Below are 24,925 nucleotides of genomic sequence, written 5' to 3'. Positions count from 1 at the left end.
CCCTTTTATGGGGTTGTCTGAGTACTACAGTCGGCTTTGTCAGTAGTACTGAAATGAAACAGCAAACCTGAAATAAGAAAGTAAAACTAAGATTGAGTAACACTAAGACTATAAGTTGCTTGATAAAAGCATTACAAAAAGCGCTGCGCATTTTGCCAGCGCTTTTTGTGTATTAAACCAACCATTTTCTGAAGCGCTTTTGACACTTTCTTTTCTTTATCTATTACTTGTTAATTTTAAAAATACAACAGGACTTGTTTGTGGGGAGGGAGAAAGTTGCAGGCGAAACAGAAAAGGGCCGAATTATTTGCAGGGTGCTAATACAGAAGTGACTTATGACAAGCTGTTTGGTTTTAGCTTGTGCGTACTTCAGGAGGTGATTTTATTAGTTGAATTAAGCGGGAACTCGCGTATTCTGAAGCCAATTTTTTGAGTTGATTATATCATGGATGATACTCAACACATCATTTGCCCACTAAAGTGGGTGCAGCTAAGCATTTATTATTATGTATACCCTCATTTAGTTTGCGTTTTTATTAGTCTGAGGAACAGCCCATGGAATGGATTGTACTGTTAATTATTTTGTCATTTTTGCTTCGTCCCAAAGATAGGGGTAAACCCTATAATCATTATTTTTCTTTATTAAACCAGCAGCTTCAAAAAAAAGCCGGAGGACAACCTTCTCAGTTGGTAGACTTAGATACGGTAGATAATAATCTTGAGGCTGTTCAACAACGGCTTCATGGTAAAACTAAATTACGTTTAGTCGTAAAGTCAATGCCATGTTTACCACTCATTAATTATTTGATGGAACGTACTGGTAGCCGACGGCTGATGGTTTTTCATCGACCTTTTTTATCATTTTTGCATCGATATTATCATGATGTTGATTTCTTATTGGGTAAACCATTACCCATTGCTGCTGTCGCCAGATTTTGGCACACATGTGATGATGAGCAAAAACAGCGGTTGAGTCATATTCAATGGTTGATCGATAGTCCAGAGCGGCTAAGGCAATACCTGCGTTTTGCACGGCAACAACACATTAAGTTGAACATAAATGTGGAAGTGGATATTGGTTTGCACCGTGGTGGAGTCAGCTCTGCGGATGAACTTTCGGTATTATTGGGGCTAATTGCAGATCATCCACGTTATCTTCAATTTAGTGGTTTAATGGGATATGAAGCCCATATTGCCAAATTACCTACATTACCTTGGCGTAAACAACAACAGCTATTTCGAGCTCGGGATGAAGTCGCCAGGCGTTTCACTCAATTAGTAAGCTTTATACAACAGCAGTTTCCAGACTTATGGCATGATCAATTAACGTTAAATGGGGCGGGTAGTCAAACTTATATGTTTTACCAACATATGTCGTTATTTAATGATATTAGTGTAGGCTCTGCATTGCTTATGCCTAAGAGTTTTGAACGACACTGGTTACGTGGCCACCGTGCAGCTTACTTCATTGCAACACCAGTATTAAAAAAACTGAACCGGTTTGAGCTACCCTTTTTAGAGGTGATTTCAAAGGCCATTGGTTGGTGGAATCCTAACTGGCGACAAGCGCTATTTATCTATGGAGGGTATTGGAAAGCTATCCCTGAAGCGCCAGGTGGGTTGAGTCTAAACCGTCTCTATGGACGAAGCTCAAATCAGGAAATTCTGACCAGTTCTACTCGTACTGCATTGACGATGGATGACTTTGTTTTTTTTCGGCCACAACAAAGTGAAGCAGTAATGTTGGAATTTGAGGACTTGCTGATTGTCAGGCGGGGACAAATTGTAGAAAAATGGCCTGTATTATCACGAAGTATTAGCGAAGTGAGCCATGGGTGAGACTGAAACTTGGGATTTTCCCAAACCTTTTGTCATGTCAATTTTAGTGCAAGCTGATGCCATTGATCACTATGGACATGTCAATAATGCTGTATATGTAAACTGGTTACAGGAAGTCGCATGGCGTCAAATTGCTGCAGAAGGGATCAGCCTTCATGATTATCAGCAGTGGCAATGTGCATTAGTCGTCAGGCAGCACTGCCTGGACTATTTGCTACCTGCTTATCTTGGGGATCATTTGCAGTTAGCAACCTGGATTACCCGGTGTGATGAGCGTTGGGCATTACAACGTACATTTCAACTGGTGAGAACCAAGGATAAGCAAACATTACTACGTGCCGTCAGTACCTATAACTGTGTTACCCCACAAGGTAAACCACGTCGCTTTCCTGCAGGATTACTAGCAACTTATCAGCGGCTCACAGGTGATACATGTTGAGTCGTGTTTGGTATAACCAACCTATTGTGTGTGGTGCTGTTTTACTCATTAGCGTATTGGGTATGTTGGCTGCAGGTAGTCTTTGGTATCAAGCAAAAACAGCAGAGCAGTTATTTAAACAACGACAACTACATTATTCTCCTGTGTTGTTTGCCGCTCAGCAGTTTCCGTTAGGTGATTTTGAGGTAGAGTGGAATACCAAGAAAGGTGGTGTACTTTCTGTGGTTGATCCTGAGCAAAAGACAATATTGTGGCAAAACCAACCCGGGCTGGGGTTTGTGACACTGAAAGCTATACCTAAGATGCTTCAAGAAAATCAGCTACCTCTTATAGCACAGGCATGCCAGCAACAACTCATTTATGGATTTGCTCGAAGGCCAAAAAAACTGCAAGTGATGGGTAAGGTATTTTGCCCTAATGGTCAGTATTACGATTATAGTTTGGTTTTTAGCGCAATTAATCAGCAACAAGTCGATTTGAATTTGCAGTTTGCGAGTGCTGATGTGGTTGCTCTTACTTTGAAAACAGCCATTGATGGTAATGAAAAAATAATAGGGTATACCCAGGATGAGACGCCAACTAAAGCCCATAGTGAGGCAATGAAAATTGCTTCTGACTCCCCGAAGCATACGTTACCTTATTGGCTATCCACAAAAAACAGAGGCATGGTTTTGAAAGCCAAGTTTCAGGGAGCGTTTGATTTAAAAGAAGCAGAACAAATTGTTGCGAGTGGGCCTGGCAGTAAGCTATATCTCCATACGTTTAGTGCTGCCTCCAAGGAAAAGCTTTGGCAATATCTTCAACCCCTTCATCAGCGTTAATAACACCTGATAAAGCCCTGTGCTGGGTTCGCTTATAGGTTTGCGTTATACTGGCTGCATATTGCTATGTAAAACAAGGCCAGGACTGATGAAGCGTCTTTTACTCCGTTTGCTAAAAATCTATCGTTGGCTCATCAGCCCACTGCTAGGCAATAACTGTCGGTTTTACCCAAGTTGTTCGCACTACGCTGAACAGGCATTACAACAACATGGCGTTAGTTATGGTCTTTGGTTGACTGTGCGTCGCTTACTCTGTTGTCATCCATGGCATCCTGGTGGTTACGATCCAGTACCTGGAGATGACGCAGCATCTGTAATGGTTGACAGTGAAAAAAGTTTACCCCGTACTGATCGTCTAAAGTCTGATGGACTTAATAAATATTGCTGTTTAAAGCAGCGGGCAAAATAACTTTCATCTTTAAATCCTACCAAGTCACTGATTTCAGCAATAGATACGTTGGATTGCTGAAGTAATTCTTTTGCAGCAGATAAGCGGAGTTTTCGAAGGTAGGCTGTGGGGGGTTGATTGGTTGCTTGTCGAAAGCGTCGGTTAAAGGTGCGCAGGCTGACTTGCAGTTGGCTGGCAAGAGCTGACCATTCCACTTCAAGCTGATAATTTTGCTGCAACCATAACTGTGCCTGCAGTACTGTTTCATCAGCATAGTTTCGGTTATCAGTAAATGAGTAATGAATGGACTCAAAAGAACGTCGAATTTCTTGGGAAAACTGCTGCTCAACCCGAGTGGCAATTGAGTGTCCACAGATAACACCCACAAAATGAATCATCAAATCAGCCATAGAGTTAACACTACCCGCACAATATATTCGACCCGCTTGGGTTATGAGGTGATGTTGTTGTAATTGGACTCTAGGGTAGTGTTTTTGAAAGTTGTCAAAGTAAAACCAGTGAGTAGTGGCTGGTTTATTATCAAGTAATCCCGCTTCAGCAATAAGTGAGACTCCAGTGCCTGCCGCGCAGAGCGTAGCGCCTTGTTGATACTGTTTCTTCAACCACTGAGTCAGTGCTTGCAGCTGTCGTAGACTCCGTTGGGGGTTTCTCCAAAGACCAGGAATAACGATGCAGTCTGTTTGTTCGATATGCTCAATACTGGTTTGAGGCGTAATCGTTAAGCCACCAGTAATGGTAACTGGTGTAATTGTCTGGCCAGCCAAGGTGACCTCAAATCGATTCTGTCGTTTATGGCTGGCGATAAGATTAGCATTAGCGGCATGGAGAATTTCCATAGGTAGCGTAATACTCGTACCCAGCATATGAGGAAGTGCTAATACTGTTATATGAGTTGGCATTGGTTAACCGTGATGTTGAGTCATGCTATGGGTGACAGGTGTTAAGCATTATAAAACATTCTAGGCAGTTGGCGATATAGTCCGATAATTTGGCTAAAAAATCCAGATCGCTTTAAGTAACTGCTTTTACACTTAGATTAAGTATTACATTGAGTTTGTATTTAGTGATGAGCTGTTGATTTAAGGAGAGTGCTTTGTCCAGACTTCCAGTGATTATTGGCATGGGAGGGATTAATCCTGCTGGCCGTACATCCATGCATCATGGTTATCGTCGTTTGGTTCTGGATGCTCTGCCTGCTGATGAACAACGAAAGACGCTATTAAGTCTCGCACAGCTGATGAATTTACCTGCTGAAGCGATAGATCGGCAGTTTATTGAGTCTCATACTTTAATACGTAAACTGGAATCAAATTTATTTGACCCTAGTGCGTTATTGCACCATCAAAAATTAGGCTTGGCGGCTGGTAGTGTCATACAGGTTAAAACACGTCAGTTGCCTAGTCCATTACCTGCACACTGGCGACTGCTTAAAGAAGAAGATGGCATTAGCCATGTGGAACTAATGTCAGCTGAAACACTACTACAACCCGCTTTTCGTCAGGCAATTGTCAATAGTGCTGGGCAGCTGCCGATGGGGTTTAATCCAGCGGAATTATACCCATCCCGTAACCATCCTCGAGGTTTGCAGCTTGCTATTTATGGTGCTTCGGATGCTATTCAGTCTTTAGGATTTGACTGGGCTAGTATCGGTCGCTTTTTAGCGCCTGACCAACTCGGTGTGTTTGCAGGCAGTAGCATGAGCCAGTTGGATTACAATGGCAATGGCGGGATGATGCAGGCCCGGTTACTGGGTAAACGAGTGACCTCAAAGCATTGTCCATTAGGGTTTGCGGAAATGCCTGCCGATTTTATTAATGCCTATGTGGTGGGAAGCTTAGGAGGAACTGGTACAAATATGGGGGCTTGTGCCACTTTGTTGTATAACCTGAGCCAGGGTATTGATGCGATTCGTAGTGGCAAGCATCGGTTAGTCATTGTGGGGAACAGTGAAGCACCATTACTACCAGAAATATTTGATGGTTATTCGACCATGGGGGCTTTGGCAACGGATCAAGGCTTAACTCAGCTGGATGGACTTACGCCAAGTACGCTTGTTAACCATCGCCGTGCTTGTCGTCCTTTTGGTAATAACTGTGGTTTTACTTTGGCAGAATCAGCACAGTTTTTTGTGTTATGTGATGATGAGTTAGCATTGGCGTTAGGGGCAACTATTTACGGTGCTATTGGTGATATTTTTGTGAATGCTGATGGTTATAAAAAGTCAATTTCTGGGCCTGGTGCAGGTAACTATTTAACAATGGCAAAAGCCGTTGCGTGTGCGCGTTCAATTTTGGGCGAGTCTGCTCTACCAAAAAGTTATGTGTTAGCGCATGGTACAGGAACACCACAAAACCGAGTCACCGAATCTCATATTCTGAGCGAAACCGCGAAAACATTTGGTATTTCACATTGGCCTGTCACTGCCATTAAGTCGTATGTTGGGCACTCTCTTGGTGTGGCGGCTGGCGATCAACTGGCTGTGGCACTTGGTGTTTGGGCTGAAGGTGTCATTCCTGGTATTACCACAATTAATGAAGTGGCTGATGATGTTTATCAAGATAATCTGCAAGTATTATTGGATCATTTACAAGTGCCTGCGAATGAACTGGATATTGCTTTTATCAATGCCAAAGGTTTTGGTGGTAATAATGCATCAGCAGCCGTATTAGCTCCCCATGTGGCAACCCACATGCTAGAAAAGAAGCATGGACAGGCTGCGATGACTGCTTATTGGCAGCGTAATGAGCATATCCAAGCAGCCGTTTCAGACTATGATGAAGAGTGTATTGCAGGTCAGCGCTCACCGATTTATCGTTTTGGTGATGGCGTCATTGATGCTAATGAGCTTGGTTATACGTCCTCTGCGGTCAGTGTTCCTGGTTATGAAAAAGCAGTAAACTTAAACTTAGAAAATCCTTATCCCGATATGGTTTAAAATACCTCTGTATAGAAAGGCTATCATAATAGCTTTGTGACATTTTCCAGAAGGTATAAATTTTCTAGCAGATATAAAGTACCCATTCATGAGCAAGTAAATAAATAGAGTGGGTGCTTTGTGATAAGGTATAACTTTCAGGATATGTGGGAATTTAAATTAAACTAAGGCATTGATCGTAATGGTCACTAAACAATCAGTATATGGGATATTATCTTTTTCACTCGCAATTTTAGTGATTGCGAGTGGCGTGTTTTTTCTTGGTTGGATGGGGGCATCAAGTACAGATTTGGGGTCTGATTTACGCGAAGCAAACTATCTGGGAATGGTCGTACTTGTTTGTATAATGCTTAATTTAGTTGCGTTGGTCTTAGGGATCATTGGTTTAACAAGGCACCAAAACAAGAAGTCACTCGCCGTATGGGGTATTATTATTAGTGGTTGTTCAGCACTGTCGATTTACTTGCTGATTAGCTAGTTTGTGTTGTATTTTTTTGTCCATAGCGTAGATATGTAATAGGAAAGTCTTTACCAATAATACGTTTTATCCAAGCAGGAGGGGCTAACTCGTGTTCACTGTTTCCTGTCGATAAATATAAATCAGTAAATCCCCGTTCATGAAGCTCTTGAGCAATTTGCAAGCCATCTTTTTCACTATCCAATAAATGTACGTCAATAAAAACAGGTGTGTCTGGTGGAATGTTTGGTAATGTGGTTAGCAGTTGTTGGTAAGAGGCATAAGCGACACCTTTGAGGTTATATTGACTGGCATTAATTTCCCAGCAGGTTCGAATTAATGAGTCATCCTCAATTTGTACAAAATCGGGTTGAAAATAGAATGGTATGGTTTGTGATAATTGATCAGTGATTTGTTCTTTGGCGTTTTGGATTGTAGTAAGTTCTGGGTAAGTAGCAGGTTTCTGGAGGGGGGCTGACGTTGTGTTTACGGACGTTGCTTGACAAATACTATCAAGAAGTTTGAGTAGATGTGTACGTGTCATTGGTTTAGGGATAGATAAGTCGGCGCCTGTTTCTGAAATTTTTCTTTGTAACTCAAGTGCATAGCGATTTGAATGAATACACAGTATGGTTGATGGATAATGGGCTTTTATGATGGGGGCTGCCGTTAAGCCGCTCATGTAATTGTTGCCAAAATCGATATCCAGAATAATGATGTCACTTTGACGAAGCACTGAATTATGGCGAAGGGCTTGTTCTGTAGTGTCAAACACATCAATGGTGATATGTTGGTTAAGATAGTTAGACGTACTGATATATTCTTTAATGTAATCCCGGTAAACAGGTTCATCATCAATAATAACGATGTGTAATTGGCGTTGGTTTAATTTCTCATATAATTCTTTTTCAATTTTATTTTCATCGTGTTGTGTAAGTTGCGGATTTGAGTGATTTTCCGCGGCTTTAATAGCATATTGGGTATAGTACTCTTGGCTTGAGCAAAGAAGACTTTCCATTGTTTGTACAGAAAGTTCATCCGTTATCGGTAGGGTAAAGCTAAATTCGGTGCCAGCTTCTTTGGTCGACGTGACACTGATTTGACCTCCATGGGCTTCCACAATTTTTTTGGTAATGGCTAAGCCTAAGCCAGTGCCATTATTTTTATTGAGTGAGAAAAATGGGTCAAATATTTTTGAGAAAAACTCTCTAGGAACATAACTATTACTGTTGCCAATAGCAATTTCCATCCAGTTATTATCGATTTCTTTAGATAAAAACCATATATTACCTGTCCCTCCCATATGTTCAATTGCGTTGGAAATGATATTGCTGAGTACTCGAATAATACGGTTTGGATCTATATTCAGCTTGTGGGAATGTTGCAGGTTATAGGTAAGATCTATGGTTAGGTTATCATTATATCGAAATTGCTCTATGAGTGCCTGGTGTAATATTTTCTTTAAGTCGGTTTTTTTCTGAACAAGGGGTGGTTGGGGGTTGCCAATTTCCATAATGTCTTGAATCATGCTATTGACGTTGTCAAGGGCTGCATGTATAGGGGTGATACTCTTTTTTAAAATGGATTTAATTTCATAAATATTATCAATGCTGGAAATGAGTTCTATAACAGTATTGAGTAGAGTAAAAGGTTTACGGACATCATGAGCTAACATCTGAGTGGTTTGCACCATGGTATGATAACTTCTTGCTTTGGCAATTTTTTTATTAGCTTTGTTTAAATTAGTTTGAAATTCAAGAAGTTTGTCGTAAACAATATTATATTCAAGTACATTAAATGTCGTTGTCTTTTTGATATGTAAACCATCAAAAGTATTGACTAGCTTATTGATGTCATGAATAACATATTTTTTGTAAAAAAACAGAATGCCATTAATATTAACTAAGAAAGTAATGATAATCGTAATGCAGAGCCAAAAAACACTGTTTGAGCCAATCTCCAAAGGTAATGCAATTTCTTTAGCGACATAAACGACTGTTTTATTGTTATATATGATGGGGTTAATACCAATAAAAGTATTTGTTTTTTCATTATGGCAAGTGGTAGATTGATAGGGAATTATGTGACATTGGGCTCTGTCAATTAACCAGTTTTCAATAACTTTTTTATTGCCAATGGCTAAACCCGTTAAGTTTGAGTGAGCAAGAATATTAAACTTAATAAATTCAAGCGCCTGATAATTATTAGAGATAACTTGAAGGATAATTTCTTCTTTTGTGTTATTGTCAATGAAGTTGACAAAACTGGCTGCACGGTTAATCACTTCCTGTTTTTGCAGTTTTAGTCCAATGATAATAGCAAAGGTAATCAGTGTTGTTTGAATAATAATTAATGACAGAAAGAAAACAACACTGATCCAGACGATAGATTTTTTTTGAGGATAACTACTCACTGAGCCTGTACCCATCTGGCGTCACTTTCATCGTAAATAATTTGTGATAAGCTATGTTGCCATTAGCGTTGAACTCAACTCCTGTTACCCCATGATAGTTAATTCCTGCAAAGGGATTTCGTTGAGGATGACTAGCTTGAGCAAAATAACGATTAAAAATACGTGCGGCGTCGTAGGCTAAAAGAGAAATGACCATTGGTTCTTTATGATATGTTGAACGATACTGTTCTATTATGGCTTGAAAGTCTGGATCTGGGTCGAAGAACGTATTTTGACGAGTGAAGTATGCGGTTATCTCTTTTTCTTTGAGACGATCAAAGAAGGGTTGAAATTTACTTGATCCCCAACTGACAGTACCAATAAAGGTTGTGTTGTGTTTTTGAGTGTTTTGTTGAATATAGTTAACAATTTTAGCAGATAAGCTGGATCTGGTAAGTAAAACAACCAAATCAGGTTTATTGTCTTTTTCAAAAAATGGGATAATGTTTTCAATCGTCGGGTTAATTTCAGTAATGTTAGTATCGGTAAAAGGTTGATTTCTTGCCTTTAGCGCTTGAGTAAAAGCTTTTTGGTAATCTCTCATTCTGGACTTATCAATTGAAGTGATAAGTAATATATTTTTAAATTTTTGTTTGGTAAAGACGCTGTTAAGAATATGCTTAACGTTGTCCTCAATTGGCCGTTGCATTGAATAAATATAGGGTCTGTTTATTTCTGTCGTGATGGGAGTGTAAAGTGAAATAAGTGGAGTTTTATGCTTGTTGAATAAATCCCTAACAGGGATTATATCATTTGCACTGTCAAAACCAATAATTCCATCACAACCTGCGGTAATCATCTTTTCTACAGCTTTAATGCTGCCTAGTGGAGAGGGTGAGAAAAAATGGACTTCGGTCGTTGTATGGTTTTCTTCTTCTGCAGCAAGTCCTAGTTTGATGCCATTTATAAATGCTTCACCATAAGCTGGACTGGTTTTTACTGAAGTGCCTGTCAAACATAGTTTTTTTGGTGATAAGTGTGATGTTTCAGTTGTTGATGTGGGATCTGTAATAGCAATTGATTCTGGGATAATTAATATAGTTGAAAATAACACTATGAATGTAGGCCAAGAAAAAAAACTAAGTATTCTTGTAAAGTGATTTGATAAACCAGGAAGTAATGTTTGTTTATATATTTTTGCTAAGGGTCTTACCAAGGGGGTTAATGCTTTCATTATTTTTATCCTTATTATTGTTTTGTCGTACTCATAAATTTGTCTAAAAAATCCTGGCTATTAAGGTTCTTGGTAAATGTTTTTAGTTGAGTTGTGCTTTTTTGGATAGTATCAGCAGCAAGAAGTATGTCTTGTAAAGTGGAGGTGTTCTGTAATGTAACGTCATCTGTTATTGGTTTAGGGGTTGTAGGTAATTTGTGAATAAGTATCACAAGTACTTCGCTCAGCGAACTTATTGGTGTTGTGATGTTGATGAGTTCATGTTTGATAAAACGAAGCAGTTGTAACGACGTATCTTGCTGTACTTTTTTTAACTGAGCTGGAATAGGGACGATTGATATGACCTTGTGCTCAGTTGCTGGTGAAGAATCTATGTGCACGGAAGGTGGTGGTATTAGCGTGGTAAGGATGGGTAATGTGGTTTGACAAGTGGGTATAGATAATAACGTATTTTCACCTGGTTTTATTGAGTTTACTGCTTGGGCAATTGAATCCTGTTGATTAACTAAATTGAAATGTTTAAACAGAAAACTGGCATACCTATTTAATGGCGTTAATGTTTTATTTTTACTTAAGGAAAAAATAGCCATAGTTAAATTATCAAACGCTGTCTGGTCAGAGGTTTTTTTTGAAAAAAACTGACATAGTTTGTTAAATGAAAATAATTTCAGTGCAGTTGGAGATGCTTTTGTAGTATTTTTGAGTGGTGAGCGTTGATAGTAATGAGAACGCATTTGGTCAACTATACCCAGTACCTGTGCGATAATAATGATAGGTAAGGTTATTAGTATTTCGGGTGATGATGTTTGGATGAATAATAGGATAACAGATAGGCTACATACTATAAGAGAAACATGTTGTGCAAGCACTAGTCGGCTAATTCTAAACAAAACCATTTTTTTCTCTTCCGTTTAAGCAACGGTAACGCTTATACTCCTTTAAGTGAATAAACAATTAAGGAAAAAAATGCTATCCATTGCTCGATGAATCATACTAATTGTTTAACCCCTCCTTATGAGAATGCGTGCTGAATGAAAGCAATAACTCAAAGATAGGGTTTATATACCCATTTCGAAGTGGTATACATAGAATTGGCCAAATTGTAACTGTAACCCTTTTAAACATCAACTAAACACAATGAACTTGTCGTATAACTTCTCTGTGATAAAGGTTGTCTTATTAAGGCGACGTCTATGTAAAGGAGGCGAGAAAACGAATGGATGTAAAAAACAAGTGAAGATGAGAGAGGGCAATCCATGGTGTAGACGCCCTAAAAATGGTTTTAAAAGACACAGCTAGTCATGTTTTCTGCTAGCGCTCTTAGAATATCAGTCCGGGTGATTAATCCTACTAATCGATTATTTTCAACAACAGGATAGACCTTGGGTTTATGGTCTATCATTTGCTGGGCTAGATTAATAATATCTTGATTGGGTGAAACGGTAAGTACATCCGTACGCATGACATCATTGACAATCGCATTTTGATCACAGAAGTAAGAAGATTGTAGTACCTGCTTGATGCAGTCTTGTTCTGAGACAAACCCAATCACCTCCTTATTTTCATTAATAACGGGTAGCCCGCTGAGATGATCTCGCATCAAACGATCGAGTACGACCTTTAGAGGTGTGCCACAGGTGAAGGGTAAGTGGTACTGCGTCATATAATCTTTGACTAAAATAGGTAGTTGCTTTGTTGCTGTACTCTGTGCGGTTTTAGCCATGTTTTATTACCTAAAGAATACGTTTAAACGTTAGTTCATAACTTTATTGTAGATCATTTGGGTGTGTGGACCTGCAAAACGCTACAGATCCATTTTATAGGTTGTTATATCAAACAGTTTGTTACCTGTTTATGCACCTGGCCCACAATCTAGGCAATGCTCGATCATTGCCGGACCCAGGTGCAGCTTACTATTCAGGTCACGCAATGCGGTTCGAACACCTTCTTCAATAACGGGATGATAAAAAGGCATTTCAAGTATTTGTGCTACAGTTAAGCGTTGTTGAATGGCCCAGGCGAGTAAGTGGGCAAGGTGTTCAGCGCGTGGGCCGATCATTTCTGCTCCCAGTAAGATGCCTGTACCATTTTCCCCATAAACATGCAGACTACCTTTGTTTAAGCCCATTACACGGCTACGACCTTGGTCGGCAAAAGAAACTTTACCTGTCGCGAAGCACCCACATTGGCCATGAGATTGTTGTAATTGATGAAAAGATTTACCTACCACTGCAATTTGTGGATCAGAAAATACCACGCCAATGCTTGCTCTACGTTGACCTGCTCGGATATCCGGGTAACGACCTGCATTATCGCCGGCTATTCGTCCTTCATCTGCAGCCTCATGGAGCAGTGGAATATCATTATTGGCATCACCCGCAATAAAGATGGGTTGATCCCCACACTGTAAGGTGAATCGGTCAAAGACTGGGACACCTTGTTCATTCAGCTTAACACCTGTATTTTCCAGCCCAATATGATCAACATTAGGGCGACGGCCTGTGGCTGCAAGCACATAGTCAAAACATTCTGTATGATCATGACCTTGTGCATCTTTGAAAGAGATGACAACTTGATCATTAGAGCGCTCCATATTGGTTACGCGGGCATCAGCATCAATCGCTAATTCTTCAGCCATAAGTTGGTTAGCTTGCGACAATAACTCTGGATCAGTGAGTGGGCCAATAGCACCACCTAAGCCAAATACGCGAACAGTAAGACCTAAGCGGTGTAGTGCCTGACCAAGCTCTAAACCAATCACCCCAGTACCAAATACTGCAACGGAGGAGGGTAAATCATCCCAGGCAAATAAGTCATCATTAATAATTAGGCGTTCACCTAATTTTGCAAAGCTTGCAGGGTAGGTGGGGCGAGAGCCTGTTGCGATAACAATACGCTTGGCAGAAATTTTCGTTTGGTCGTCAACTAGGAGTGTTTGCTTGTCGATAAATTGGGCATGGCCTTTCAGCTTATCTGTATCAGGAATTGCCTCTACAGACTCCAGTACAAAACCGACAAAGCGATCTCGCTCCCGCTTAACCCTTGCCATCACTTCCTGGCCATTTATTTCCACAGGACCTTGAGTATAAACACCAAACTGATCGGTATGTTTTGCATGGTGAACGGCCTCAGCGGCAGCAATCAATAATTTGCTTGGCATACATCCTACGCGAGCACAGGTTGTACCATAAGCACCAGACTCAATGAGAACAACACTGTCAGTGTGCGCTTTTGCGGCACGATATGCTCCAAGACCTGCTGTTCCTGATCCGATAATGGCAACATCTACTGATAATTCATTACTCATGGTGGTTTTACTCTTGATATGATGTATACACGTCAGTTAAGGGTATTACTGTGTCAGCAAGCTGCCTGAAAGACTCAGGCAGTGTTGTAAAGTGCATTAATTGTTGGCGATGATGATTAAGCTTCTGCCAGGAACTCAGCTAACTGATCTGCACCACCAATATGTTGACCTTTAAGAAAGACTTGAGGTACGGTGTTTTTACCTGTGACGGCACTGAGACCGCGTTGGCTTACCTCTTGTTGAACAATAATTTCTTCATAGGCTAAATCATGTTCGTTAAGCATCGCTTTGGCGCGAGCACAGTGTGGACAGCCTGCCTTGGTGAAAAGGGTATAATACGCAGGCTCTTGTGCTTGAGGACAAACATAACTCAGCATGGTATCTGCATCGGATACTTCAAAGGGGTCACCTGGTTTTTCTGGCTCAATAAACATTTTTTCTATTACGCCATCATTTACCACCATTGCATAACGCCAGCTACGCTTACCAAACCCTAGATCAGTTTTATCCACTAACATTCCAACTGCTTCTGTCAAAGCAGCATTGCCATCAGGTAGCATTTTGACATGTTGTAATTTTTGATCCTGCTGCCAGGCATTCATTACAAACGTATCATTTACAGATACACACAAAATGTCGTCAATACCATTCGCAAAGAATACAGGTGCCAGCTCATCATAACGCGGTAAATGACTGGATGAGCAGGTAGGGGTGAAGGCACCTGGTAAACCAAATACGATAACGCGTTTGTTTTGAAATAAGTCATTTGTAGTTAGAGTTTGCCAATCATTATTGACTCTAGCTTGAATGTTAATATTAGGGATTGTTAAGCCTTCTTGATTTTTCAGCATTGTTTTTCCTTTGTTTCAAAGCGGGATAATTAAAGGTCGTTGCCTGTCGTTTATGTGTTGGTTGTAGTATGAAGTGATTGAATAAATTAATTAAATTAATTTGTTTAAACGAAGCTATAGTATAAAACTATAATATTGAGAGGACCGATAGACTCAAAGCTTGGTTGCTGTGCGAGAGAGGCATTCAGCTATGCTTGTAAAAGTGATCAATAAGACTTAAAGCATGATGCCTGCTGCATGGATGAAAACAAAACACATAACAACATTGTGAAACGATTCGTTATTTTTAGCTTGCTTGTGGGGCTGACGGTAGGGGTCATTGCTGTTTTAAAGTGGACAGCTAAAACGCCTGAGCATCGTGAGCAGCTACCTGTTATCACGCAAGTTGAGGTACAACAGGTACAAAAACAAGCGTTGTCTCCGGTCATTGAGCTTTATGGGGTGCTGGAGTCTCCTTATGAAGCAGAACTGACTGCACCTGTGACCGCATTTGTGAAAACGACGCAGGTACGTGAAGGTGATAGTGTTAATCAGGGTGATATGTTGGTGCAGTTAGATGATCGCGACCTGCAACTGCTTTTAAAGCAACGGTTAGCAGAGATCACTGATATTGAAGCACGTATTGAAGCAGAAAGGCTGCGTTACCAAGTGGATCAACAGCGATTAAAAGACGAGCAAATGTTGTTAGCCATTGCTGAACGAGGTGTTGCCCGACAGCAGTCATTGCGGGGTAGAAATGCGGCTTCAGAGACGCAGCTAGATGAAGCGCGTCGGCAGTTTTCACAGCAGGCTTTAAATGTTACTAACATACATTATCAAATTGCTGACCACCCGCATCGCCTTTCACAGCTAAATGCTCAATTGCAACGTGCGCAAGCCCTGCGAATGCAAGTGGAGTTGGATATTGAACGGTCAATTGTACGCTCACCTTACCCAGCTAAGATTATTTCTTTGCATACCGCCCCAGGCGCCCGGGTAATAACAGGAAAACCGCTGGTAACGCTTTACGATGCAGAAACCATAGAAGTGCGGGCGCAAATACCTTCTCGTTACCTTGCTGATATTCAACAGGCGATGGATCAGAAATACGCGATTACAGGTGAGCTGGCTCTGGATAATCAGTTATTACCTATTACTTTGATGCGACTAGCACATGCTGTAAGACAAGGGCGTGGCGGGCTGGATGCTTTTTTTAACATTGAAAGCACTTCGTTAAATCTTGCGATTGGTCGACCTATACAGTTGACAATTCATTTGCCCCCGCAGGATGGCGTGACGGCTCTGCCGCCACAAGCTATTTATAATGATGATATGGTATATCGTGTAAAGGAAGGGATATTACAAGGCGTTGCCGTTAAGCTATTGGGTAGAAATAAGTCAGTTGAAGGGAAGTCCAGGGTACTTATTCGCAGCGACGCATTGCACGCTGGCGATTATGTGATGACCACGCATTTGCCTGATGCTATTTCTGGACTTCATGTGCGTATTGTTAAAAGAGATCGATCAGGTAAGCGTGCACCTTAAATAGTCAGCTTGTTTTCAATTACTTTACTGCGGCGTACCATCTGGAGAAACGGCTAGCTTTAACCATAACTCTTCTCTTTGCAGAGGTGTTCTTGCAGGCAGGAGTGGGTTTTCAAGAATAAAAAGCTGTCGATCATTAAGACGAGCTTGTTCGATCGCTTTTTTATGAAACTTATTAAAGATGGCATCAAAGCTGCCATCTTTGATCATTTTTTCTAAGCCTTTGGTTATTCTTTTCGCAAGTCGTTCATTATCTCTGGCGACGAAGAAATAATAGGGCCAGGGGTAATAAAGCAGTAATTTTTCTTCAATTTTAATTCGGGGGAAGCGACCTTTATGAGCGCGATACTCATTAAATACTTCATTCATTCCTCGTGGAAATAAGGCGACTTTATCCGTCGCGAGTAGTTCAAATAAAGACTCATAGGTTGAACTTGTGGCAATGGTAAATTGATTATGTTTAAAAATAGCTACATCCCCCCAGCCTTTAACTTGTCCAACAGTAAATGCCCGAAGCTCATCTAAAGATTTTACATCAAGCAGTTTTTCTTGGGTGTTTTCGGTAACTAGAATAAGTCGGTAACCGAGAATTCCTTTGCGTAAGGGGATTCTGATAGGAATCAATTTACTTTCTTTCTCTTCTGAAGTTGATGTCCATATGACGGTGAATAAGTTGGTGCCTGCGGCAAGTTCTTCAATAGACTTGGCTTCAGAAACAAGCTTCTTTGCGGCGTGCAACGTATATTCCCCAAAGGTTTTGGTGGTTTCGTCCATGGCCTTACGCAGCAGTGCAATGAGGTCTAAATAGCGGGTATCTTTGTGAGATTGAGAGCGGGGATGAATGACCATATCATTTGCCATACTGGCCATGGAAAATAGCATAGCGACTAGTATTGATAAGAGCGTTTTTGACATACCATTCTTCCTTGAAAAGAAGATGAACTTGGTTAATCGAAACAATTCAGCGTCTTGATTTTCTATAATGCTAGTAAGCATAGTTGATCGGGTAAAGAGTACCTAATGCGAATACCAAGCGGGTTGTTGTGGGTTAAGCACTCCATAATAGTATGGTGTTGTTTATTTATGAGTGCTTGTGACAATACCCAACATGATGAGTCAACTACGGCAAGTACTGAAAAAAAAATTGAAACGATAGAAAAGAAATTATCACCTGAGCAGGTTAATGAATCTGCCAGTGGTGATGATACACGTTTCCAACAAATAGCCTTGGAGACTCTAAATAACATAGCAAGTTATGACCAACCGCGTATCCAATTCTTATGGATTCCTCCACAAGCCAAAAATCGGCGACAGTTAACGCTTTGGTCAATTAAGTTGGATGGTTCGGATTTACGACGTGTGGCTACTACGAAGGAGTTGTATGGTGATTACCGCCACTCCGTTGTGATATCGTCTAAACCAGTACGCTCACCGGATAATCGTTATATTATTTATACGTTCATCAGTGATAAAAAACGAATTGTGTTGTTAGACTTAGTGACAAGGGAACGTAAAGTCATTGACGAAGGCGTCGCTTCAGCACGTTTTACCTGGTACCCTGATAGCCAGCGGGTTATTATCAATAGAGCCTATGAAACAAAAGTATTTTCATTACAAACAGGCCAGTTGTCTTCGATCAATCATCAGGAAAATGCAGGGTTATATTTAATCAATGAAGGTAAGCAGTTTTTTGCTATTAAAAAAGGAAAATACACTATTTATGATTTACAGTTCAATAAAGTAAAATCCGGAGGATTTGACTACTTACCGCAATCATTATTGCATTTAAACAGTGTATCGAATGATGGTCGTTACCTTGCATTTGGCTATGATTTGTTTGATCTTAAAACTAAACAACACTTTACATCTCTGAGTGATGCCCCTATTTTAGGAATTCATAATGATTGGATTTTGATTTCTAAAAATGGCTTTCAGAAAATTAATATTAACACCCGAAAAATGGAACAAATTTTTGCTGCACCAGCAGGTGGTTCAGGGCGAAAAGGGGTAACACTTTATAACTTATAAGGCCAAAAAATTTCGATTAATGTACACCATTAAGGATGACATGAGCGCTAAACAGCTACTGCATGTTTATTAAGTAGTATAGGCAAGCGAGTTGTGAGTTGTGCTTTTATTATTTTGGCATTTTTGTACTTCGTGAAGTATGACTGTAATGACTTGCTTTAACTTGAATGGTTTTCCTATATGATTATTCATGCCCGCATTCAGAGCTTTTTTCTTGTCAGTTTCCATTGCATTGGCAGTCATTGCGATAATGGGTAACGTCTTGCATTGTTGTAGTTTTGTACGGATGATATTTGTTGCGGTATAACCATCCATATTTGGCATTTGAATATCCATGAGTACTACATCAAATGGTAGTTTGTTATTTTCCAAGGTATTAACTGCAATTATACCATCTGACGCAACGGTGACATTCGCACCGGCTGATGTTAGCAGTTTTTTGGCAACGAGTTGGTTAGTAGGGTTATCTTCCACGAGTAAAATTGATAAACCTCTCAAAGATTCATTTTTTTCAGCTTTTATAGGTGATAACTGAGGTTTATCTGGTTTAACAGCATGAGATACGGTACTAAGTAAAGATGAAGGCGTTACTGGTTTATTAATTATAGCAATATTTTCTAGTTTCTGAGTAAAATGTTGCGCCTGATATGATGTCATCATCATGACAATAGGTATATTTTTAGGTAATAATGACTCTTGTAAAGATGAGATAGCATCAATCTTATACGTTTCAAACAAACTTGTATCGATAAGTAAGCATTTATATTCGTCACCTCTGGACTGTAGTTTTGCCATGAGTTGGTCTATAGTGTTAGCGGATCCTGTTTTCCAATTTAGTATATCTGCAGCCTTTTTAAGGAAGCAAATTGCCTGACTATTGTTTGAAGCAATTAATATTTTAATGTTTTGAAGTGTATGGCTTTTTTTATAGAATTCTTTGACTGACATGAATGAGTGAGAATCGTCTAGTGGGTATGGAATAGTAAAACTGAATTTGCTACCTTTGTCGATTTCACTTTCGACTGATAGTATTCCTCCCATTAAATGGATCAAGCGTTTACAAATTGCTAGACCTAATCCGGTACCGCCAAATCTTCTTGTGGTAGACGTTTCAGCTTGACAAAAATCTTCAAAAATTGTCTCAAGTTTATCTAAAGGAATGCCAATACCTGAGTCAATAACACTGAATAGTAATTGTCCATAATCACTCGATGAGCGCTTGATACTAATAATGACTTCACCTTGATGTGTGAACTTAATAGCGTTAGAAATTAGGTTTATAAGCACTTGTTGTAAACGTAGTTCATCGGCTAATATGACCATGGGGATATCGGGTTCGATATCAAATAATATTTCTACATTTTTATCTCTGATATTTATAGAAGCTATAGTCCCTATATTATTGAGTAAATGCTCTAAGTTGCAAGGTTGAAGATCTAAAGAGAGTTTTCTTGCCTCAATTTTGGAAAAATCTAAGATGTCATTTAAGATACCTAATAGTACATTGGCAGCAGACTCTGTTCTTTTAACATAGTCAAGTTGTTTATGGCTGAGCTGGGTAAGTTTTAATAGTTCTATCATGCCTAAAATAGCATTCATGGGTGTACGAATTTCATGGCTCATATTGGCTACAAACTCAGATTTGGCAATATTGGCTTTTTCAGCATTTGCTTTTGCTTCGCGAAGTTGTAACTCTTTTTCCAGTTGTTCTGTGATATCCAGGTTGATACCAAGGACTGTTTTTACTTTATAAACATCGTCTCTCTCAATGGTTGCGCTAGATTTGATATGTCTTATAGAGCCATCCTGACGTATAATTCGAAAAAAAAACTCAAATGCTTCATTTTCTTTAAGTGTATTTAAAACGTTAGAATATGCATTTTCTTTGTCATCAGGATGGAGAAATTTCAACCAGGTTTTTAAATGTAATTTGCTACCAGATGCTGGAGGAGATATACCGTACATCTTAAACATCAAAGGGTTCCAATCTAATTCGTTTGTTTCTATATTCCATGTCCAAATACCTAGTTGAGCAACTTCTGATGCTTTAACCAACTGATCTCGTATGGATTCTAGCTTTTTTCGATTGGCTACTTGCTGGGTCATATCCGATGCAATAAATAAGTAGCCAGTAGTATTTGAAGAGGTATCAAGGAGTGGAGTTATTTCTTGATAAACAGGGAAAGGTGATTGATATTTATTGATATAATGCCACTCATTATGATGAAGAGAATACTTTGCCTCTAAAACAAGCGTTTCGAATGAAATACCCACTGCTTTATTAAGCTGCTTGGATAGAGACTGAGCCACTTGGGCAATGTCTGACATTTGTATAAACTTTAATGGTGTACATTTGTTGATGATCTCATCAGGATGGTAACCAAGCATTTTTTCTGCTGCAGGATTAAAAAGGGTTATTACCCCTTTGGGGTTAGTGATTATAATCGCTACGGGAGCTTGTTTTAAAATGGCTGATTGTAAATTTAGATAGTGCCTTATTTCAGCTGTTCGCTCTGCTACCTGTTTTTCTAGTGATGCGTTAAGTGTACGAATTTTATTTTCAGTTGCTACTTGTTGGCTAATATCTCTAACAATCTTTGCTACACCAATAATCTCGTTTTTTTGATTTTTTACGGGAGACACAGATACCGATACATCCAGCAAATTTCCATCTTTACAGAGTCTTTGAGTATTAAACTGTGAAATTGAGTTTCCTTGGGATATTTGGTTAAGAATATGCGTTTCTTCATGTTGTCTTGTGTTGGGCACGATAAGATCATTGATATGCTGACCAATAGCCACATTCGAAGGTATTTTAAACATTGTGGCTGCGCTATTGTTCCAGTTAGTTACGGTGCCATCAAGTGTACAGCTAATGATTGCGTCTTCACTGCTTTCTACAATTGCGGCTAGGCGAGCTTGTTCAACTTTAACGCGTTGGCGTTCATGAACGGCAAAACGATATAAATAAAAGAGCCCGCATAGTGTGATTGTAACAACTAGCATAGTAAATATACTATTTAAAAAATCTTTGACGATAATACTTGTTATAATTGCTTTTGGGAAAATGAGCTTTAAGAAAAGTTGATTGCTGGTTTCTTCGTATAAAGAGATACTTTTATCCTTAACCAGGAAGTGTTGTTGATTATATTTTTTTACTTCAGATAGATCTTTTTCTAAAATATTTGTTTTTGAAACTACTTTAAAATCTTCGTTCCAATTGGTTTTTTTTGCTAAATTATCAGTAGAATGTAGGATGAGCTCTGGGTTAATGAGATATTCTCCAGACTCTTTAATTAGGTAAAGTTGGTAGAAATTTAACCGTGTTTTTTTGAGATTTTTAAATAAATTATTTGCATTATAAGTGATTGCAAGTAAACCAAACAGATTGTCATTGTTATCATAGACTGGCGTACTTACAATGAATGTGGGAATAGTTGACGGTTCAGTGCTAGCATTTACTTTTGTTTGCGTAATGTCTGAGACAAAGAACTTTCCTTGTTTAAGCTTTATTGTCTCTTTAAAGAAGGTTTTATGTCTAGTGGGAATTAATTTATCTTTTGAGATAACCTCAATGCTGTTTGCCCATTGGTCTATTCGAACGAGCTCTAGTCCTTGGTTTGCAAATTCTATATATCGAACTTGAGTGATATTTGGATGAGATTTAATATAACCTTGAAAAATAATATTTAAACGTTTAACCCATAATGCTGTGGTGCTGTTTTCCTGTGGATCTTGGTCATTATTATGACTAGCGCGAATAATACCTTGAATGGGGGGGACTGAAGCAAAGAATGAAAGGTCACTTTTTAACCGATTAACCGTATTGATAAACTTGGTTTCGGCTATTTCAGCTTGACTCTGAAGTAAAACATCATAATCATGGTAAACACGCTTTGCCTCTTTGAAGGATGAAATACCAGCAAGTAAACTGATTATGATAATAAAGAGTGTGATTAATGCAATAATATAGTTTTTCTTTATAAAATTAGTTATATTGCTCATAATTAGTGGGTGTGCTTATAAAAGTTATTTACAAGATATAGAAAATTCTTCATTTGGCTAATACCATATATTTTCTACCTGTAATGTGTTTTTAACGTTTTTATTCAAATGTTGTAACACACTGATGTTTTAGTGCTTTAGATCCACTGTTAAATTTTTTAGCTGAAGAATGAACAATACTTGATAATGTAACATCCGTGTTAAACAACATGCTTCTAGTTCTCTCTAAAATAACTGAATTTGATTTTGACCTTAAATTGTGTTGGAGATGATTTTCATTATAGATAGTAATAGCGAAGGATATATATAGAATTTAGGTTTGGTTGATAGAGTAGTCTTAAGTAGTGAAATGAGGAGGTAATGATTACGATCTATTACTGACATCTTTTTTGATGTTGATCTTGTTTGCCGCATCCCTTGCGGCAAACAGTTCGACGTGCGTTATCCAGCCTTTGTTTGCCTCTGGTGTGCATCGAAATACCAAAAGGATTCATTTAATCATGATTGAGGTATAGCAATAATGGGTATGCAGTGGTTGAATTTGTTTGTGAAACAAGTGCTGAGAGCACCGTGTGTAGTAGAGATTAAGGATGGTCTTCTGTTGTGGGAGGAACAAATAAATTCATGAACGGCATTTGCACGATATCTATTCATCACTTGAGGGGAAAAGTAATTTAACTTTATATTTAAGCGCTAGTGATTTCTGATATTCAGGTGTAAAAACCTGTTTCATGGCTGTATTCAGTCGATTAAATAACTGCTCATCAGATTGAGCGCTGAGGGCCATGTAATAGCCGTGTTCAAACATAAAAATTGCAGGTTCTACTTTTGAAAAGTCAAACTGTAAATTTTTTATTCTGAGTGGTAGGCTCTCTACGTTGCCAATAATGAGGTCTGCTCGGTTATTAAATAGCTTTTTAATATTGATTTCCTCCGATACTGATAAGTCAAGGTGTTTCTCATCGATAAAACCTCTAGCATTCAGAAATTGATGAGTTACATCATCACGCATAATTGCCGTTTTAAAATTTTTAGCATCATCTATCGTCGTAAGACTAATGTCTTTTCTACTTTTTAATTTATAAAGATAAAACTTTTTGCCAGGTAAAATCGGTCCTAGCCATTGAAATAACGCTTCACGTTCTGGTGTTCGGACAATGGTGTAAATCAGTATATTTTCTTTTTTGAGTGCAAGATCATAAGCTCTGGCCCAAGGGTAAAGACGAATTGTGTAATTAATATTTGCTTTTTTAAGTACTTTTTGAACAATCTCTGTTGAATAGCCGGTGACTAAGTTATTTTCTTTATAGTTATAGGGTGGCCATTCCTCAGTGACGACCAATAGCTCGCTGGCATGAAGTGTCAGTGTAAGAAAAAGAACAATCAATCCTGTTAAGTAAGTACTCATATGTAATAATCCAATCATATTTAATGCTTTTTATGGAAATACCTCTTATAGATACCTCTAAAAATACACTTTTTCTTTGATAACATACGTCTGCGCAGTGCTTATGGCCCTGCTAGTATTAATACATACTTGAGGCTGCTATTGCTAAATATGCAGTAGCTGTTTAGCCTTCATGTAGTCCTTATAGAGGTGCCCTTATTATGAGTTAGAGGAGGGGAGTTTACCCAATACTTTGAAGGTAATCCCCCCTTAAACAAAAAGAGTCATGTGTACTTATAACAGCGTAGTTAATTACCGGTTAGATTGTATAGTGATTTTACGTTTATTAGTGATCTCAGATTCTTGACGTGGAATGGTAATTTTGAGTACACCATTCTTCATTTCTGCCTGAATAGCATCAGTATTGGCATCTTCGGGTAAGGATAAAACCCGTTGAAATGTACCGTAGTGTCGTTCAATACGATAAAAATGCCGATCTTTATTTTCTTTTTCTTCTTGTTTGCTGCCTTGAATAGTCATGATATCGCGCTTTATTTCTATATCAATATCTTTTTCTGTAAGGCCTGGAGCCTCAAGTGTTATTTGGTAACCATTATCATCGCTTGAGACATTTAAACTAGGTCGAAATGATTCGGGGTTTAGCCCACTGTTTGAATTAGTAGAAAAATGGGATGGGTCAAGGTTTGGTAAGTTAAAACCACGGAACGCTTCATCAAAAAGGCGCTCAATTTCGCGGTGGAGTTGGAATATAGGGTAGTGTTTATAATTGTTCGAAGAGACAGGCATATCTTTTGACTCTGCCTCTCGTGTTACAGGCATTACATGCTCATTAGTCTTTTGGGATTCTTCATGCTTGAACCAGTTCCAAGGATTAAGTTTTTGTAAATTCATGATAGACCCCTTTTATTCATTTCAATGACATATACTGTTTGCTTTTTCGGAAAAGAAAGCCTAGCGGATAGAGGAGAGAGAAGCATATTGTTCTCTTCTTCACAAGTCTACAACAAGTGCATATAAGTAAATTATTGAAGGAATTGATTAATAATTAATGAAATCATGATTACTTCCCAGTGAAAGGGGGATAACACATTTTTGTTAATGTGAGTTGTGTTAGTCGCATAGCTAACAAATTGACTTTGCAAAGAAAAAAACAGTGGAACTGTCAAATCTCTGACAGTCAGTGCGTGCTATGCTTAAAAAGATGCTTGTGTTAGTGAGAGCGTTCTTTAAAACGGCTGGCACTTTTTTTGCCGCTAAATTCATTCCTGGGAATCTG

Annotated in this window: 19 protein-coding genes and 1 pseudogene; 9 read left to right on the top strand and 11 right to left on the bottom strand. The window is 39.0% G+C overall.

Going from position 1 to position 24,925, the window contains the following annotated elements:
- Window positions 1-115: 115 nt before the first annotated feature.
- The 5 genes and pseudogenes from KCG35_RS05290 to yidD form a co-directional block, all read left to right on the top strand.
- Window positions 116-433 carry a hypothetical protein gene (locus KCG35_RS05290; protein WP_215818626.1) on the top strand — a complete coding sequence of 106 codons (318 nt, stop codon included), beginning with the start codon at window positions 116-118 and terminating at the stop codon, window positions 431-433.
- 122 nt (window positions 434-555) lie between these two features.
- Window positions 556-1,839, top strand: a complete 1,284-nt coding sequence (locus KCG35_RS05285; RefSeq protein WP_215818625.1) for an alanine racemase — start codon at window positions 556-558, stop codon at window positions 1,837-1,839.
- A complete protein-coding gene (locus KCG35_RS05280; RefSeq protein WP_215818624.1) occupies window positions 1,832-2,278 on the top strand; it encodes an acyl-CoA thioesterase in 447 nt (148 codons plus the stop codon). Before KCG35_RS05285 ends, KCG35_RS05280 begins: the two co-directional genes overlap by 8 nt.
- Window positions 2,272-3,099, top strand: coding sequence for a hypothetical protein (locus tag KCG35_RS05275; protein ID WP_215818623.1), 828 nt, complete (start codon window positions 2,272-2,274; stop codon window positions 3,097-3,099). Before KCG35_RS05280 ends, KCG35_RS05275 begins: the two co-directional genes overlap by 7 nt.
- An 88-nt stretch (window positions 3,100-3,187) precedes the next feature.
- Window positions 3,188-3,334, top strand: a pseudogene (yidD, locus tag KCG35_RS27230) (membrane protein insertion efficiency factor YidD); the annotation flags it as partial.
- Window positions 3,335-3,378: 44 nt separating this feature from the next.
- Here yidD and KCG35_RS05270 read toward each other — a convergent pair.
- On the bottom strand, window positions 3,379-4,407 hold the full coding sequence (locus tag KCG35_RS05270; RefSeq protein ID WP_215818622.1) for a GlxA family transcriptional regulator: 1,029 nt from the start codon (window positions 4,405-4,407) through the stop codon (window positions 3,379-3,381).
- A gap of 194 nt (window positions 4,408-4,601) precedes the next feature.
- Between KCG35_RS05270 and KCG35_RS05265 the strand changes: the two genes are divergently transcribed.
- Both KCG35_RS05265 and KCG35_RS05260 read left to right on the top strand, forming a co-directional pair.
- Window positions 4,602-6,443, top strand: coding sequence for a beta-ketoacyl synthase (locus KCG35_RS05265; protein ID WP_215818621.1), 1,842 nt, complete (start codon window positions 4,602-4,604; stop codon window positions 6,441-6,443).
- A 181-nt stretch (window positions 6,444-6,624) separates the two neighbouring features.
- The gene (locus KCG35_RS05260; protein ID WP_215818620.1) at window positions 6,625-6,921 is read left to right on the top strand and encodes a hypothetical protein; all 297 of its coding nucleotides are present in this window, start codon (window positions 6,625-6,627) and stop codon (window positions 6,919-6,921) included.
- On the opposite strand, the gene KCG35_RS05255 is transcribed toward KCG35_RS05260, so the two are convergent.
- From KCG35_RS05255 to KCG35_RS05230, 6 genes are all read right to left on the bottom strand, one after another.
- Window positions 6,914-9,328: an ATP-binding protein gene (locus KCG35_RS05255; protein WP_215818619.1), complete on the bottom strand. Its 2,415-nt coding sequence runs from the start codon at window positions 9,326-9,328 to the stop codon at window positions 6,914-6,916. The two genes, KCG35_RS05260 and KCG35_RS05255, sit on opposite strands and share 8 nt — an antisense overlap.
- The gene (locus KCG35_RS05250) at window positions 9,306-10,526 is read right to left on the bottom strand and encodes an ABC transporter substrate-binding protein (RefSeq protein ID WP_215818618.1); all 1,221 of its coding nucleotides are present in this window, start codon (window positions 10,524-10,526) and stop codon (window positions 9,306-9,308) included. The genes KCG35_RS05255 and KCG35_RS05250 overlap by 23 nt, the downstream gene beginning before the upstream one ends.
- A gap of 14 nt (window positions 10,527-10,540) precedes the next feature.
- Window positions 10,541-11,422: a hypothetical protein gene (locus tag KCG35_RS05245; protein ID WP_215818617.1), complete on the bottom strand. Its 882-nt coding sequence runs from the start codon at window positions 11,420-11,422 to the stop codon at window positions 10,541-10,543.
- 386 nt (window positions 11,423-11,808) lie between these two features.
- Window positions 11,809-12,249, bottom strand: a complete 441-nt coding sequence (locus tag KCG35_RS05240; RefSeq protein WP_230409024.1) for a CBS domain-containing protein — start codon at window positions 12,247-12,249, stop codon at window positions 11,809-11,811.
- A 129-nt stretch (window positions 12,250-12,378) separates the two neighbouring features.
- The gene (locus KCG35_RS05235) at window positions 12,379-13,833 is read right to left on the bottom strand and encodes a dihydrolipoyl dehydrogenase (protein ID WP_215818616.1); all 1,455 of its coding nucleotides are present in this window, start codon (window positions 13,831-13,833) and stop codon (window positions 12,379-12,381) included.
- Between the two features lie 116 nt (window positions 13,834-13,949).
- Entirely contained in the window at window positions 13,950-14,684 is a 735-nt protein-coding gene (locus KCG35_RS05230; RefSeq protein ID WP_215818615.1) for a glutathione peroxidase, read from the bottom strand.
- Between the two features lie 237 nt (window positions 14,685-14,921).
- Here KCG35_RS05230 and KCG35_RS05225 point away from each other — a divergent pair, with 237 nt between their 5' ends.
- Window positions 14,922-16,208, top strand: a complete 1,287-nt coding sequence (locus tag KCG35_RS05225) for an efflux RND transporter periplasmic adaptor subunit (protein ID WP_215818614.1) — start codon at window positions 14,922-14,924, stop codon at window positions 16,206-16,208.
- A gap of 24 nt (window positions 16,209-16,232) precedes the next feature.
- Here the strand turns inward: KCG35_RS05225 and KCG35_RS05220 are convergent, their stop codons facing one another.
- Window positions 16,233-17,123: a substrate-binding periplasmic protein gene (locus KCG35_RS05220; RefSeq protein WP_215818613.1), complete on the bottom strand. Its 891-nt coding sequence runs from the start codon at window positions 17,121-17,123 to the stop codon at window positions 16,233-16,235.
- A 168-nt stretch (window positions 17,124-17,291) separates the two neighbouring features.
- On the opposite strand from KCG35_RS05220, the gene KCG35_RS05215 reads away from it, so the two are divergent.
- The gene (locus KCG35_RS05215; RefSeq protein WP_215818612.1) at window positions 17,292-18,236 is read left to right on the top strand and encodes a TolB-like translocation protein; all 945 of its coding nucleotides are present in this window, start codon (window positions 17,292-17,294) and stop codon (window positions 18,234-18,236) included.
- 69 nt (window positions 18,237-18,305) lie between these two features.
- Here KCG35_RS05215 and KCG35_RS05210 read toward each other — a convergent pair whose 3' ends face one another.
- From KCG35_RS05210 to KCG35_RS05200, 3 genes are all read right to left on the bottom strand, one after another.
- Complete coding sequence (locus KCG35_RS05210; protein WP_215818611.1) at window positions 18,306-22,241, bottom strand: PAS domain S-box protein; 3,936 nt, start codon at window positions 22,239-22,241, stop codon at window positions 18,306-18,308.
- A 646-nt stretch (window positions 22,242-22,887) separates the two neighbouring features.
- Complete coding sequence (locus KCG35_RS05205) at window positions 22,888-23,649, bottom strand: substrate-binding periplasmic protein (RefSeq protein WP_215818610.1); 762 nt, start codon at window positions 23,647-23,649, stop codon at window positions 22,888-22,890.
- 291 nt (window positions 23,650-23,940) lie between these two features.
- Window positions 23,941-24,540 (bottom strand): Hsp20/alpha crystallin family protein, encoded by a 600-nt coding sequence (locus tag KCG35_RS05200; RefSeq protein WP_215818609.1) that lies wholly within the window; start codon window positions 24,538-24,540, stop codon window positions 23,941-23,943.
- Between the last annotated feature and the right edge of the window lie 385 nt (window positions 24,541-24,925).

Origin of the sequence: Zooshikella harenae (genome assembly GCF_018837975.1) — a bacterium.
GTDB classification, from domain to species: Bacteria; Pseudomonadota; Gammaproteobacteria; order Pseudomonadales; family Zooshikellaceae; genus Zooshikella; species Zooshikella harenae.
This window is presented reverse-complemented; position numbering and strand designations above follow the sequence as displayed.